This is a genomic window from Streptomyces odonnellii (assembly GCF_000981895.1).
GTDB lineage: Bacteria > Actinomycetota > Actinomycetes > Streptomycetales > Streptomycetaceae > Streptomyces > Streptomyces odonnellii.
The window spans coordinates 14,921-29,011 of record NZ_LATD01000229.1 but is presented as its reverse complement, the minus strand read 5'-3'; the positions used below and the strand labels follow the sequence as shown (position 1 = coordinate 29,011).

The 14,091-nt window shown below is 70.5% G+C and carries 14 protein-coding genes; 8 read left to right on the top strand and 6 right to left on the bottom strand.

Annotation, left to right across the window (positions count from 1 at the left end; all coding sequences use genetic code 11):
* The coding region (locus WH07_RS21470) for a ScbA/BarX family gamma-butyrolactone biosynthesis protein (protein ID WP_232789000.1) at nucleotides 1-1,008 on the bottom strand (1,008 nt) is incomplete at its 3' end.
* 168 nt (nucleotides 1,009-1,176) lie between these two features.
* On the opposite strand from WH07_RS21470, the gene WH07_RS21465 reads away from it, so the two are divergent.
* From WH07_RS21465 to WH07_RS21430, 8 genes are all read left to right on the top strand, one after another.
* Entirely contained in the window at nucleotides 1,177-1,842 is a 666-nt protein-coding gene (locus WH07_RS21465) for a ScbR family autoregulator-binding transcription factor (RefSeq protein WP_046502453.1), read from the top strand.
* 231 nt (nucleotides 1,843-2,073) lie between these two features.
* Complete coding sequence (locus WH07_RS21460) at nucleotides 2,074-2,790, top strand: ScbR family autoregulator-binding transcription factor (protein WP_232788999.1); 717 nt, start codon at nucleotides 2,074-2,076, stop codon at nucleotides 2,788-2,790.
* Between the two features lie 207 nt (nucleotides 2,791-2,997).
* Nucleotides 2,998-3,825, top strand: a complete 828-nt coding sequence (locus WH07_RS21455) for an AfsR/SARP family transcriptional regulator (RefSeq protein WP_046502450.1) — start codon at nucleotides 2,998-3,000, stop codon at nucleotides 3,823-3,825.
* 338 nt (nucleotides 3,826-4,163) lie between these two features.
* The gene (gene fabG / locus WH07_RS21450; RefSeq protein ID WP_046502447.1) at nucleotides 4,164-4,949 is read left to right on the top strand and encodes a 3-oxoacyl-ACP reductase FabG; all 786 of its coding nucleotides are present in this window, start codon (nucleotides 4,164-4,166) and stop codon (nucleotides 4,947-4,949) included.
* Between the two features lie 99 nt (nucleotides 4,950-5,048).
* Nucleotides 5,049-5,888, top strand: coding sequence for an NmrA family NAD(P)-binding protein (locus WH07_RS21445; RefSeq protein ID WP_046502469.1), 840 nt, complete (start codon nucleotides 5,049-5,051; stop codon nucleotides 5,886-5,888).
* 97 nt (nucleotides 5,889-5,985) lie between these two features.
* The gene (locus tag WH07_RS21440) at nucleotides 5,986-6,639 is read left to right on the top strand and encodes a hemerythrin domain-containing protein (RefSeq protein ID WP_046502445.1); all 654 of its coding nucleotides are present in this window, start codon (nucleotides 5,986-5,988) and stop codon (nucleotides 6,637-6,639) included.
* 141 nt (nucleotides 6,640-6,780) lie between these two features.
* Nucleotides 6,781-7,302 carry an anthrone oxygenase family protein gene (locus WH07_RS21435; RefSeq protein ID WP_046502442.1) on the top strand — a complete coding sequence of 174 codons (522 nt, stop codon included), beginning with the start codon at nucleotides 6,781-6,783 and terminating at the stop codon, nucleotides 7,300-7,302.
* Nucleotides 7,303-7,481: 179 nt separating this feature from the next.
* A complete protein-coding gene (locus tag WH07_RS21430; RefSeq protein ID WP_046502440.1) occupies nucleotides 7,482-8,486 on the top strand; it encodes an AraC family transcriptional regulator in 1,005 nt (334 codons plus the stop codon).
* 334 nt (nucleotides 8,487-8,820) lie between these two features.
* Here the strand turns inward: WH07_RS21430 and WH07_RS21425 are convergent, their stop codons facing one another.
* The 5 genes from WH07_RS21425 to WH07_RS21405 all read right to left on the bottom strand — a co-directional run bounded on the left by WH07_RS21425 (nucleotide 8,821) and on the right by WH07_RS21405 (nucleotide 14,090).
* Nucleotides 8,821-9,477 carry a 4'-phosphopantetheinyl transferase family protein gene (locus WH07_RS21425; RefSeq protein WP_046502438.1) on the bottom strand — a complete coding sequence of 219 codons (657 nt, stop codon included), beginning with the start codon at nucleotides 9,475-9,477 and terminating at the stop codon, nucleotides 8,821-8,823.
* An 11-nt stretch (nucleotides 9,478-9,488) separates the two neighbouring features.
* Nucleotides 9,489-10,358 carry an alpha/beta fold hydrolase gene (locus WH07_RS21420; RefSeq protein WP_046502435.1) on the bottom strand — a complete coding sequence of 290 codons (870 nt, stop codon included), beginning with the start codon at nucleotides 10,356-10,358 and terminating at the stop codon, nucleotides 9,489-9,491.
* Nucleotides 10,355-10,843 carry an SRPBCC family protein gene (locus tag WH07_RS21415; RefSeq protein WP_232788998.1) on the bottom strand — a complete coding sequence of 163 codons (489 nt, stop codon included), beginning with the start codon at nucleotides 10,841-10,843 and terminating at the stop codon, nucleotides 10,355-10,357. Before WH07_RS21415 ends, WH07_RS21420 begins: the two co-directional genes overlap by 4 nt.
* A 140-nt stretch (nucleotides 10,844-10,983) precedes the next feature.
* Complete coding sequence (locus WH07_RS21410) at nucleotides 10,984-12,507, bottom strand: FAD-binding protein (RefSeq protein ID WP_046502433.1); 1,524 nt, start codon at nucleotides 12,505-12,507, stop codon at nucleotides 10,984-10,986.
* Between the two features lie 20 nt (nucleotides 12,508-12,527).
* Nucleotides 12,528-14,090 carry a flavin-containing monooxygenase gene (locus tag WH07_RS21405; protein ID WP_046502430.1) on the bottom strand — a complete coding sequence of 521 codons (1,563 nt, stop codon included), beginning with the start codon at nucleotides 14,088-14,090 and terminating at the stop codon, nucleotides 12,528-12,530.
* Nucleotide 14,091 lies beyond the last annotated feature (1 nt).

The following is a 14,091-nucleotide window of genomic DNA, read 5'->3' as shown; positions in this document are numbered from 1 at the left end:
GGTGGGGGACTGGTCGGGGGACTGGGCGGCGGTGACCACACCGCTGAAGACCTGCTTGCCCTCCTGATGCGCGGTCACCAGGACCGCGGACTCACCGGCGAGCCGCCGCGGCAGCACCCGCGCCTGGATCCGGCACGGCAGGTCCAGCTCGGCGAAGCGCGGGAACTCGGCGGTGCAGCCGGTCAGTACGAGACCGCCGCCGCCCCGCAGCACCGAGGTGGCCGCCTGCCGGGCGGCTTCCAGCAGGACCATGCCCGGGATGTGGTCGACCGGGTGGTCGAAGAGCACGGGATGCCCGGTGTCCACGCGCAGCAGCCAGCCCGGCTCGTCCCCGCCCGGGGAGAGGACCACGTCGTACGGGCTGGTGCGGCCGACGCTCCACGGCGCCACGGGCGTGGCGAGGGACGGCTGCCGTATGTCGGAGCGGGAGGCGCGCTCGCCGCGCAGCCTGCGGTAAACGGCTGGTGCGGCGCAGACGAACGAGGCGCCTCCGGTGGCGACGGTCAGCCCGTCGCGGCGGACGACCGCCTCGTAGCGCAGCGCCGCGAGTTCACCGCCGCGTCTGCGGATCTGCGGACAGACGACATCGAGTTCGAGCGCGGCGGGCACACCGCCGACCGCGAGCTGTCCGGGCTCGACGGTGAAGGAGAGATCGCTCATCAGGAACTGATGTCCCAGCGGGGTGCCGAACTCGGCATGCGCCAGCAGAGAACCGACCTGTCGGACTGTTTCTGCCGCCAGCAGCGGATCGTGCAGGCCGTCGATCGGTGCGAAGAAGCAGTGCAGCCGCGGCCACTGCCCCGTCACCGTGAAGTGCGCCTCGTCGACCCGGTGCCAGCCGGTGAGCAGGACCTCCGCCACCGCGGCGCGGTGCACGAACTCCCTGGGCACGGTGGTGGTGAGCCGCGGGGCCAGCGGGGCGGGGGCGCTGATTCCGCCCTGGCCCGCCGGTCTCTCGGTGCGGGGCGTACCGTTTGTCCGGACCACCCGGACCGTCATTTCGGACATGGAGTCTCCCCGTGGGGCACGGATGCTGGTTGGGAGCGCCGAGTGCTCCCACGAGCCGGGGAATATACAGACCACCCGGTTTAGTCGGTAGGCTTGACCGCGAACGGCGGGGGAGCCACCTCAGGGCGTCACGAGGACCCCTGGAACTGCACGACGGGAGCCACCCGCATGGCGCAGCAACAGCGTGCTATCAAAACGCGCGCCGCCATTCTGGAGGCCGCGGCCTCGGTCTTCGACCAGTACGGCTATGACGCCGCCACCATCTCCGAGATCCTGGCGCGGTCCGAAGTCACCAAGGGCGCACTCTACTTCCACTTCCCGTCCAAGGAGGATCTGGCCCGGGGAGTACTGACGGACCAGATCAGGGACCTGGTGCCGGCGCCGACGGACTCCAAGGTCCAGGAGCTGATCGACGTCACCATGGTCGTCGCCCACCGCTCCCTGCACGACATGATCCTCAGGGCCGGCACCCGGCTGGCGGTGGAGCAGGGGTCGGTCGACTTCTCCGACGTCAGCCCCTTCCCGGTGTGGTCGTGCCTGAGCGAGGAACTGCTCGTCGAGGCCAAGGAGCGGGGCGAACTGCTGCCGTACGTCAAACCGCGCGAGACGGCCGAACTGGTGGTGGGCGCCTGGACCGGAATCCATGTCTACTCGCGGGTCGTGGCCGACCGCCGGGACGTGGAGCGGCGGGTGTCGGTGATGTGGGAGCACCTGCTGCCCAGCATGGTGATGCCGCGCCTGCTGCTCGGGCTCGATGTGGCGTACGACCGCGGGGCCCGGGTCGAGGCCCGCAGGCTCGCCGCCGCGGAGGGGGCCGGGGACGACGCTGAGTGATGACGGGCCGTGACCGAACGGTCCGCCGCCGGCGGGCGGCCGGCCCTGCGGTGGGCCCGCGCGGCGCACGGGCGAGGCCCGTCCGAAGTTCATCGGAGTTCATCGGATCAAGCCGGTCTCCAGGCGGTCTCCAGGAGGTCTTGAGCGCCTCTTGAGCCACTGGGGTGCGGGAGCGGTTCCGGACATCAGGAGTGGCGCAAAGCTTATACAAACCGCGTCGACGGTTTGTTAATGTCGCAGCGCACACCGCTTATCGCTTCCGGTCATCCCGACAATCTGGAGCCGTTGATGGTCAAGCAGGAGCGCGCCGCCCGTACAAGACGATCGTTGATCCGGGCTGCGGCGGAGGTGTTCGCGGGTGAGGGCTTCATGCCGGCGTCGCTCACCATGATCAGCCGCCGGGCCGGAGTGAGCAACGGCGCGCTGCATTTCCACTTCGCCAGCAAGGAAGCCCTGGCCAGGGCGGTGGAGGAGGAGGCGGCGCAGGAGGTGCGGCTGATCACCGAGCGTTGCCGGGCCACGGGCGCGGTGGGGGTCCAGTTACTGGTCGACGCCACGCACTGCCTGATGCGCAGCCTGGACGACGATGTCGTGGTGCGCGCCGGGTTCGAACTCAGCGGCGACATCTCCCGCCGCGACGGGATCAATCTGCGGCGCCAGTGGCGCCACTGGGTCGAGAGCGAACTCGAACTGGCGGCGTCCGACGGCGGGCTGGCCCACGGGCTGGCACCCGACGATGTGGCGAGTGCGCTGATGGCGGCGACGGTCGGTTTCGAGGTGCTTGGTGCCAGAGAGGACCGGGACTGGATCTCGCGACGTACGCTAACCCGGTTCTGGGAGCTGATGCTACCCGCGATGGCTGCGGGACAGCATCTGGACACCCTGGTGACCTGCGGGTCCTGCCGTACGGACGATGGCAGGGAGGTGGCTGTCGGGGAACCCGTTTGACGGGAGTACGCTGCCCGTGTCGTGCCCGCATTCCACCCGTTCGGTGACCGGCGAGTGACCCCGATGTACGGAGCGTTAACAAAAAACAGTCTGTACGGTTTGGTATTGACAAACCGTCTGTCCTGTTTTTGAATCCATGCGCAGCAATCGCACCCCGTGAGCGGCCTCGAACGGTACTGACTTCACCTGCAGGGATTGGGGAGACGCGTGGACATCGACGTACTGGGCGCATTGGCTGTGCGGGAGAACGGAAGATCGATCACTCCGACGGCGCCGAAGCCCCGGCAGGTGCTCGCCTTACTGTCGCTCCACGCCGACCAGGTCGTGCCGGTGGCCGCGCTGATCGAGGAGCTGTGGGCGGGGGAGCCCCCGCGCAGCGCCAGGACCACCCTCCAGACCTATGTGCTGCAACTGCGGTCCCTGATCGCGGCAGCGCTCAAGCACGGCACCCAGGAGGGCCCCGCGCGGACCGCCAAGGAGGTGCTGGAGACCCTGCCGGGCGGATACCGCCTCGACAGCGGCGGCGGCACCAGCGACGTCCGCGAATTCGACCGGCTCGCCGGACTCGGCTACCGGGCGATGGACGCGGGCGACTACTCCGGCGCGGCCCGCCAGCTCCGTGAGGCACTCGCGCTGTGGAGCGGACCCGCCTTCGCCGATGTGCACGGCGGCGCCCAGCTCGACATGGAGATCAAACGGCTGGAAGAAAGCCGGCTGTGCGCGCTCGACCAGCGCATCGAGGCCGACCTCCGGCTCGGCCGCCACCGCGAACTGCTCGCCGAACTCACCGTCCTCGCCAGCCGCTACCGCACCCACGAGAATCTGCACGGGCAGTTCATGCTCGCGCTGCACCGCTCGGGACGCCGCGGTGAGGCGCTGAACGTCTACCACCGGCTGCGCGGAACTCTCGTACGGGAACTGGGCCTTGAGCCGTCCGCCGGGCTGCGCAGACTCCAGCGCTCGATCCTGATGGCCGGGCCGGAGTCCGCGGCACCGGTGGAGAATCCCCGCGAGCCCCTTGTCCGGGTGAGCTGACCGAACGGGCGCGGCTGTCCCCGTACCGTCGGGGATTCTATTCCCTTTGTTTTCCGGCGTTCCCGTTGTTTCCCGGCGTTCCCGCGGAATTGTTCCCGCACACCGTTCTCCGTCCCGGCACGACACTCCGCCATGACCATTCGGAACGGTGGAAATGACATTCCGTTTGCGGATGTTGGAGCCGTGCTAGACAGGTACTCAAGAATTAAAGAACTAAAGCCTGGGCGCGACTACCGTACTTGCTGTCGAAGAGTTCTGGTTCGACGGGGATTCGACGAGGTACGGAGGGAAACCGTGGAGATTCAGGTTCGGGGCCCGCGGAGTGCCGGGGAAATCCGATGAAGGCGCCCAGCAACCCGGTGGCTCTGATCACGGGAGCCACCCGCGGAATCGGTCTGGGGGTCGCCCGCGAACTCGGCGGGCGCGGCCACCGCGTGTTCATCTGCGCGCGGACCGGCCAGGAGGTCAAGCAGACCGTCGAGGATCTGCGCGCCGAGGGGTACGAGGCCGAGGGCACGGTGGCCGATGTGCGGGACCGGGCCTCGGTCGCGGCCCTGGTGGCCGCGGTGGTCGACCAGTTCGGCCCGGTCAACATCCTGGTGAACAACGCCGGCCGGGGCGGCGGAGGGCCCACTGCCGAGATCGCCGACGAACTCTGGTACGACGTCATCGACACCAACCTCAACGGGGTGTTCCTGCTGACGCGTGAGGTCCTGCTGAACGGCGGTCTGGTGGAGGCGGGACACGGCCGCATCATCAACATCGCCTCCACCGCCGGGAAGCAGGGTGTCCTGATGGGCGCCCCGTACTCGGCCTCCAAGCACGGTGTCGTCGGCTTCACCAGGGCGCTGGGCAAGGAGTTGGCACCGGTCGGCGTCACCGTGAACGCGGTCTGCCCCGGCTATGTGGAGACCCCCATGGCCGAGCAGGTGCGCCAGGGGTACGCGGCGGCGTGGAACACCACCGAGGACTTCGTCCAGGAGCAGTTCGAGTCGAAGATCCCCCTCGGCCGCTACTCCACGCCCGAGGAGGTCGCCGGACTGGTCGGCTACCTCACCACGGAGAGCGCCGCCTCCATCACCGCCCAGGCGATCAATGTCTGTGGCGGTATGGGCAGTTCATGATCCCTCCCGGGGGCTCCACGGTCGGGGTGTAGACGGACGCGTATGGAACTGAGCTTCACAGCTATGTTGCGTCTCAGCGGAGTGGACTTGACTGTACTCATGACTCAGACCACGCAGAACGCCCAGACAGAGACGAAGACGACGCTTGTCATCGGTGGCACCGGCAAGACCGGCCGGCGCGTCGCCGAGCGGCTCGCCGCCAAGGGCCTTCCCGTGCGCATCGGTTCGCGCAACGCCGACCGTCCCTTCGTGTGGGAGGACCCGGCCACCTGGGAAGGTGCGCTGGAGGGCGTCGGAGCCGTCTATGTCACCTACTACCCCGACCTCGCCTTCCCCGGTGCCGCCGAGAGCGTCGGCGAGTTCTCCAAGATCGCCGTCGCCAAGGGCGCGCGCCGGCTGGTGCTGCTCTCCGGCCGTGGCGAGGAGGGCGCGCAGATCAGCGAGGAGAAGCTGAAGGAGTCCGGCGCCGACTGGACCGTCGTCCGGTCGAGCTGGTTCAACCAGAACTTCAACGAGAGCTTCTTCCTGGAGCCCGTCCTCGCCGGCGAGCTGGCGCTGCCGACCGGTCACGCCGTCGAGCCCTTCGTGGACGCCGACGACATCGCGGACGTGGTCGTCGCCGCGCTGACCGACCCCAAGCACATCGGCAAGACCTACGAGCTGTCCGGCCCCCGACTGCTCAGCTACCAGGACGTGGCCGACGAGCTGACCAAGGCCACCGGCCGCGAGATCAAGTACATCTCGGTCACCAGCGACGAGTACCGTGCCTTCCTGAAGGAGAACGACCTTCCGGAGGACTTCGTCGAGCTGTTCGCCCTGACCCTCGACGGCCGCAACGCCCACCTGGTGCACGGCGTGGAGGAGGTCCTGGGCCGCAAGCCCCGCGACTTCTCCGAGTTCGCCAGGGACGCCGCCGCCACCGGCGTCTGGAACGTCTGACCCGTACCCCGGCGGGCGGGCCGTACCGCATGCGTACGGCCCGCCTCCCGGGGGAGTGATCCAGCAGCGATGACGTGTCAGCCACCAGGAGGCGGCCATGAGCACCCCCATGTCCAGCGAGTTCGGACTCGCTTCCCTGCCCGCTCACTTCCACGGGTTCGCGCTGATGCACATCGCGATGCGCCGCGACGCCCAGCGGCTGCTCGCCGCCGCGCCCCGGCTGACCCACGCCGGACTCGGCGCCGCCGGTGCCTGGTGGCAGCAGCTCCGCGACATCATCGACTGGCACCACCGGAGCGAGGACAACGTCCTGTGGCCCGGACTGCTCAGGCGGGCACCGGAGTTCGCCCCCCAGGCGCGCCAGCTCGGTGACGACCATGTGCTCCTCGACCGGGCCATGGAGGCCGTCACGGCCGCGCTCAGGCCCGGCGGCGACCTCCCGGCCCTCCAACTGGCCGCCACCCGCTTCAGCTCCGTCCTGCGCGACCATCTGCGCGACGAGGAGGCCGTGTCCTTCCCGGTCTTCGCCCGGCTCGTGCCGGACGAGTACCTCGCGGTCGAGCGGAAGGTGATCGCCAGCGCGCCGTTCAAGGTGATGACCCAGCTCCAGCCCTGGATGTTCGACGGCGCGGACAAGCGGTCGGTGGCGCAGGTCGCGGCGACCATCCCGCCGCCGGTGCGTGTGATAGGCAATACGGTGCTCCGCAGGCGGTACGAGCGGACCCTGGCCGGAGTGACCAGGCCCCACTGACCGGGCCGGGGTCTCCCCGCGCCGGCCCGGTCCGGGTGCGCCGCTCCGGGCCACCGGTCCGGCCCGGCGCACCCCGCCCCGCCGTTCGAGCCCGCCCGAGACCCGTTCCAGTTCCACCGATCGACCGGATGAGGAAGCCCGATGCAGACCCTTCCCGCGGCCGCCGGCCCCGTGCTCACCGCCGCCACCATCGGTACCGGGCTGATGGCGGGGCTCTACCTCAGCTTCGACGTGGGCGTCATGCCCGCCCTGGCCCGCCGCGACGACCGTACGTATGTCACCGTGATGCGGCGGATCAACGAAGTGCTCGACAACAGCGCCCTGTTCGGACTGCTCTTCGTCGGTGTCTTCCTCGCCACCGGGGTCGCCGCCGCCCTCCAGCGCCGTCTGGGGCACTCGGACGCCGCACGCTGGACCCGGACCGCCTTCGTCCTCTACGGCGTCTCCATCGCCGTCACGATGTGCGTCAACATCCCCCTCAACCGGATGCTGGCCCGCGCCGGAGCACCCGCCGCGAGCCCCGACTTCGGCGCCGTACGCGGCCGCTTCGAGCGGCCGTGGACCGCGGCCAACATCGCGCGCACGGTGGCCTGTGCGGCGGCGCTGGGCGCCCTCGGCCGCGCGCTTGTCCTCCACCACCGGGCGGCGGCTCCGCGGCCCTGACCGCCGCCCCGAACTCCGCCCTGGGCCACCGGCCCGCCCCGAACTGCGCCCGTCCTCCCACTCGTTCCCCCGCGGGGAGGGCGGGCGCACCCCTCTCCGCGGCGCCCGCTGCCCGTACGGCCTGAGACGGATCCGGTGAAAGCAGTGACCATTCATACGGAGTCGTCTAAGGTGATGGCATGGACACACTGACAGGTCTGCTCGAAGGCCCGAAGGCCCGCGGCGCGTTCCTGCTGAAGTCGGTCTTCAACCCGCCGTGGTCCCTCCGGGTCGAGGACCGGGCGCCGATCTCCGTGGTCACCATGGTGCGCGGCGACGCCTGGGTGCTCCCCGACAAGGCGCATCCCGTACGGCTGTGTCCAGGCGATGTCGCGGTGATCCGCGGCCCCGACCCGTACACCATCTCCGACCGGCCGGAGACGGACGTCCAGATCGTCGTCGGGCCCGAGCAGCGCTGCAACACCACCGACGGCGAGGACGTCACCGAGACGATGGCGCTCGGCGTCCGCACCTGGGGCGACGACAGCAGGGCCGGCTCCTCGGTCATGCTGAGCGGCACCTACCAGGCGCCCAGCGAGATCGGCCGACGGCTGCTGGCCGCTCTGCCCGTGCTGCTGATACGGCCCGCCGAGGCGGGCGACAACCCGCTCGTCCACATCCTCGCCGAGGAGATCAGCAAGGACGAGATCGGCCAGGAGCTGGTCCTGGACCGGCTGCTGGACCTGCTCCTCGTCAGCGTGCTGCGCACCTGGCTGGCGGTGCCCGAGTCGGGCGCTCCCGCCTGGTACCGCGCCCAGAGCGATCCGGTGGTCGGCCCCGCGCTGCGGCTGCTGCACGAACAGCCCGGCAAGGCCTGGACGGTGGCGTCGCTCGCGGACACCGTGGGGGTCTCCCGCGCCGGTCTCGCCCGGCACTTCACCACGCTCGTCGGCGAGCCGCCGATGGCGTATCTGACGGGCTGGCGGCTCACCCTCGCCGCGGATCTGCTGCGGGAGCCCGACGCGACGGTGGCGACGGTGGCGCGCCGGGTCGGCTACAGCAACGCGTTCGCCCTGAGCGCCGCGTTCAAGCGGGTACGCGGCGTGAGCCCCCAGGAATACCGTCAGGAGTACCGCAGGGGCGGCCGGATCCACACGGCGCACCATCTGAGCGCCCCGACCCAGACCGTCGTCCTGGACCGCTGATTTTTTTTGGGGGGTGTGAGGGCTCGGTTCGCCTCCGGGCCCGCCCCCCTTTTTTTGGGCTCGGTTCGCTTCCGGGCGCCTCAAGCCCCTGTCGACGGTCGACCGTGCTCGCGCCCCCTTTTTTTGGGCTCGGTTCGCCTCCGGGCACCTCAAGCCCCCGTCGACGGTCGACCGTGCTCGGTCCGCTCGTACCTCGCTACCCTGCGCCCGCGCGGCGGAGCCGCATATCGAGCACAGCCTCCCTTTCGACGGCGGCCGGCGCCCTTCGGCTCACTCGCCGGACGGCCGTGCGGAGCGTCGCCACCACCGTCAGCGCGGCCGGTGCCCTTCGGGCTCACGCGCCCTTGCCCGGTGTCGCCACCGCCGTCAGCAGCAGCCCGTTCCGTACCAGCCAGCGGCCCTCGAAGCCCGTGGGGGCTCCCGGCGGGGGTTCCGCGGGGTGCAGGCGGGCCGTGAAGGTGCCGTGGGGGCTGAACCGTACGTCCGCGTCCGCGAAGCCCAGCCAGCGCCGCGCCGCCGGGTACCAGGCCTTGTAGACCGCCTCCTTGGCCGAGAACAGCAGCCGGTCCCAGCACACCCCCGGGTGCTCCGCCGACAGCCGCTCCAGTGCCGCCCGTTCGTCCTCCGAGGCGACCAGACCGAGGACGCCCCGCGGCAGCGGCTCCGCCGGCTCCGCGTCGATCCCCAGCGCCGTCACCTCGGCCGTCCTGGCGGCCACAGCGGCCCGGTAGCCCTCGCAGTGGGTGATGCTGCCCACCACCCCCGCGGGCCAGCGAGGGGCGCCGCCGGCGCCCGGCAGCAGGGGAGCGGGCGCCAGGCCGAGACCCGCGAGGGACCGCCGCGCGCAGGCGCGCGCCGTGGCGAACTGCGCGCGCCGCCGCTCCCGGTGCCCCGCCATCAGCGCGGCCTCCTCCGGAAACAGCGGAGCGGGCGCCAGATCGTCGAACGCTTCCGACGATCTGACGCCCGGCGGCAGAATCTCCTCGATCACGGTCCGTGGCCCTAGGGGCGCGGCCGGGCGACCAGCCCCGCGACCGCCCGTACGATCTCGTCCGGCCGCTCCAGCGGGAGCATGTGGCCGGCTCCGGGGAGCCGTTCGAACCGGGCGTCCGGCAGCGCCTTCGCCACCGCGCTGCCCAGCTCCGGCTTCACGACCCGGTCGTTCTCGCCCGCGAGCACCACCGCCGGCACCTCCACCGCCGCCAGCTCCGCGCGCATGTCCATCCCGCGCGACGAGGCGAAGCAGTCGGAGCGCACCTGCGGCGAAATCGCCGCGAACATCTGCCGGTTGACTTCCAGGAGGTACGGGTCGACGCCCTTGCCCATCGTCTGCGCCAGCAGCCGGCGGCCGAGCGCCGGGCGCCGCAGGGCGCGCGAGAACAGCGCGTTGCCCATCATCCGCACCTCGCTGTCGGGCGTCTCCTGGTCGTGCGCGGCCGTGCCCAGCAGCACCAGACCGCGCAGCCGGCGCGCGGCGGCCGGATCGGCCGTGGCGTACGCCATCGCGGCGAAACCGCCGCCCGAGTGCCCGACCAGCACCGCGTCCCGCGAGCCCGTCTCGCCCAGCACCGCCGCCAGGTCCGCGCCGAACCGCCGGATGGCGATGGGCTCCTTGCCCAGGCTCGACGCGCCGTGCCCGCGCTGGTCGTACACCACCACGCGGTGGCCGGAGCGGATCAGCCGGTCGGTGACCGTGCCCCAGACCCGGCGGGCCGCCGCCCAGCCGTGGGACAGCACCACCGTCGTACCGCTGCCGGGACCGGCGTTCAGCGGCGCGAGGACGGAGACCGCGAGCGCGGCGCCGTCGTCGGTCCGCACGGTCGTCTCGTCGGTACGGGCGTGCTGGTCGGCCGCCGTCGTGGCGGGGCTCATCGCGCGCCTCCCACCGGAGCGGAGGCGAGCTGCCCGTTGAGCGCCGCGAAGGCGGCCTGAGTCGCCTTGGAGTGTTCGGCGCCGATGTCGGCGACCTTCGCCAGCAGCTTCAGCTTGCCGTGCGGACGGCCCCGGAAGTGCATGGTGATACGGGTGCGGCGGCCCTCCTCCAGCGGCTCGAGAATGAAGTCGGCCGGACCGCGGAAGACCCCGTCGACATACTCGACGGTCATCCTGCGGCCCGGAAGGACGGACTGCGTACGGGCGGTGAAGCGGAGCTTGGGGCCCCCGTTGCCGACGCCCTTCGTGTGGACGGTCACGGCGACCCGGCCGCCCACCTCGTCGGGCGCGCCGGAGACCGTCTCGAAGGTGTTGGCCGGGACCCACCAGCGGGCGGCACCGCGGAACTCGGCGACGAGCGCTTCCCAGACGACGTCCGCGGGGGCGTCGACCACCGCCTCGTCGATGATGTCGTAGCCGTTCATGCCAGTCTCCCTGTGTGGGACGGCGGATGGGATCAGAAGGAGCGGGGCTTTGGGCCTGTCGGCAGGGTGACGACAGGCCCAGGCCCCGCTTCCGTAACCGCTGCGCCGGGCCGGCCGTCGGGCCTGCCCGGCACACCGGATCAGCCGAAGAAGCCCTGACCGGGGGTGAGGATGCCGGCCGGGTCGTAACGCCGCTTGGCGTTGTACAGGTCCGCGTAGCGGCTGCCGAAGTGCTTCTTCCAGTCCGCGGTGGTCATCCGCGGGATGGCGCCGACAAGGTAGCGCTTGGCGCCCAGGGCGACGGCCTTGTCGTACAGCCGGCGGTTCTGCTCCAGCATGCCGGCGATGTTCGGCTCACCCGGGTGCGGGAAGCGCAGCAGGTCGAAGAGGTAGCCGATCGAGTCGTTCGGCTGGACCGCCATCGGACGCCTGAGCTTCGAGGTGCGGTACGGGTACGTCAGCACGAAGCCGACACCCAGGTCGTTCGCCGTCAGGTCGGCCTCGGCGATCTGCAGGAACTGCTTGACCTTGGAGGCCGGCAGGAACAGGCTCAGCCAGGGCTTGGGCTGCTCCCAGTAGCCGCCCGCCTTGTAGTCCTCGACGTACGCGTCGAACCGGAAGATGTAGTCCCGGAAGGACATGTCGTCGACGGTGGCCTCGGAACGCACGTCCCGCAGCCCCGCGATCAGCGGGTCCCGGGCCGGGGCGGTGCCGGTGTAGGTGGCGCCCAGCTCCATCCGGTAACGCCAGCCCGAGTCGTCGGGCTTCCGCGCGAGTTCACCGGCCTGGACCTCGAACTTGCCCTCCGCCATGACCTTCTCGGCGTCGGCGAGGTACGTCGCGACGTCGTTGTAGACCAGGTTGAAGACGACGATCCGCTCCTTGGCGGGGACGATCTTCACCGTGACGCGGACGATGATGCCCACCTGGCCGCCGCCGGCCAGCGCGGCGTTGAACAGGTCGGAGCGGACACTGGGGGAGGCGGTGAGCAACTGCCCGGCGCCCGTGACGATGTCGATCGACTCGATGGTGTCGACCGCCAGACCGTACTTGCCGACCGTACCGCCGATGCCGCCGACGCTGATCGTGCCGCCGATCGACAGGTGCATGTAGTCGGGCATGGCCGGGGGCATCTTGCCCTTGGCCGCGGCCGCGTCGGTGAGCTGCGCCCAGGTGACACCCGCCTCGACCACGGCGGAGTTCGTGCCGACGCTGATGACCCTGCCCAGGCCGCGGGAGTCGATCGAGATACCGCCCGGGACCGCCGCCTGACCGTAGTTGGAGTGCGATTCCAGGTCGTCACCGGTGCCGCTGCGCCCGTTCGCGGCGATCTTCAGGTTGTTGGCCCGGGCGTAGTTGACCATCTTGACGATGTCGTTGACCGAGCCCGGCACCAGGACGGCCCACGGGGTGATGTTCGACACCAGGGCACCGAAGTCCTTGCTGAACTGCACAAGGTCGGCGGCCGAGGTCTTCAGCGAGCCGTCCAGCGGCGGTACGGGCGCCACATCGCCCCACCAGCCGCCACCGTGCCCGCCACCGTGGCGGCCGGCCTCAGCGGCGGTGGCCCAGGTCTGCGTGGCCGCGTTCCAGCCCACGACGGTCGCGGCCGTGGCGGCCATACCGCCCAGGACTCTGCGCCGGGAAGGGGTGTTGCTGCTCATCTGGTCGTTTCTCCCGTTCGTCAGGCGTGGTTGACCGTGGGACGACCGGCGCCCACGGTGGTGGCGAGCTGGTACTCGCCCAGGTCGAAGTGCTTGGTGCCGTTACGGAACCGCCAGGTGTACGTGGGCCAGATCGACGGGTTGCGCCCGGCGCTGTCCAGGTACCAGCTCTTGCAGCCACCGGCGCTCCAGACCGCGCGGGCCTGCCGCCTGTCGAGCGTCTCGTTGTACGCCTGCTGCGCCTCGGGCCGCACCTCGACGCTGGACAGGCCGCGCTTGTCCATCTGCTTGAGCGCGTCCATGACGTAGGCGATCTGGGACTCGATCATCACGGTCTGGGAGGAGTGGCCCAGCGTCGTGTTGGGGCCGAGCATCATGAACAGGTTCGGGAACCCGGCGATGGTCGTGCCGCGGTGCGCGGACATCCCCTCGCTCCAGGCCTCCCGGAGCTGCACGCCGCCCTTGCCCCAGATCCGCCGCGCGATCGGACGGTCCGTGGCCATGAAGCCGGTGCCCATGATGATGGTGTCGACCTCGCGCTCCCGGCCGTCCTTGGTGACGATGGACTTGGCCCGGACATGGTCGATGGAGTCGCTGACGATCTCCACGTTCGGCTGCTGGATCGCCGGGTACCAGGTGTTCGAGAACAGCAGACGCTTGCACGCCACCACGTAGTCGGGCGTGAGCCGCTCCCGCAGCGCCGGGTCCTTGACGCTCTTCTTGAGATGGTCGGAAGCCATCTTCTGGACCTTCTCGGCGACCTTGGGCCGCGCGAAGGCGAAGGCCAGGACCTCACGGCCCCACATGTTGAAGTTGCGCCGGAACTTCTGGTAGCCCGGGAAGCTGCGCAGCATCGACGAGTGGAACTTGCTGTTGACCTTGTCGTTCTTGGGGCCCACCCACGGAGGCGTGCGCTGGTAGAGGTCGAGCTGCCCGACCTCGGGCTGGATCTTCGGCACGAACTGGATGGCCGAGGCGCCCGTACCGATCACGGCGACCCGGCGGCCCGTCAGATCGTGGTCGTGGTCCCAGCGCGCCGAGTGGAAGACCTTGCCCTCGAAGTCCGCGAGTCCCGGCATGTCGGGGATGGACGGCTCACTGAGGTAGCCGACGCCCGCGACCAGGACCTGCGCGGTGTACTCGCCGCCCGAGGTCTCGATGTGCCAGCACCGGGTGTGGTCGTCCCAGCGGGCCGCCAGCAGCTCGTGGTTGAAGCGGATGTGCGGGCGTACCCCGAAGCGGTCGGCGCACTTGCGCAGATACTCGAACACCTCGTCGCGCTTGGCGAAGGTGCTCTTCCACTCCGGGTTGCGGGCGAACGAGAAGGAGTACAGATGGGCCTGGACGTCACAGGCACACCCCGGGTAGTCGTTGTCGCGCCAGGTGCCGCCCACCTCGTCGGCCCGCTCGAAGACCAGGAAGTCGTCGATTCCCTTCTGGAGCAGCCGGATGGCCGTCCCCAGGCCGGAGAAGCCGGTACCGATGACCGCGACCCGCAGATGACGGGTGGGGCCCCGGCCGGCCGGCTCCTCCGTCCCGTTGCTCACGCCGCCCCCGTGGGCGGGTTCGAGAATGCTCGTCACG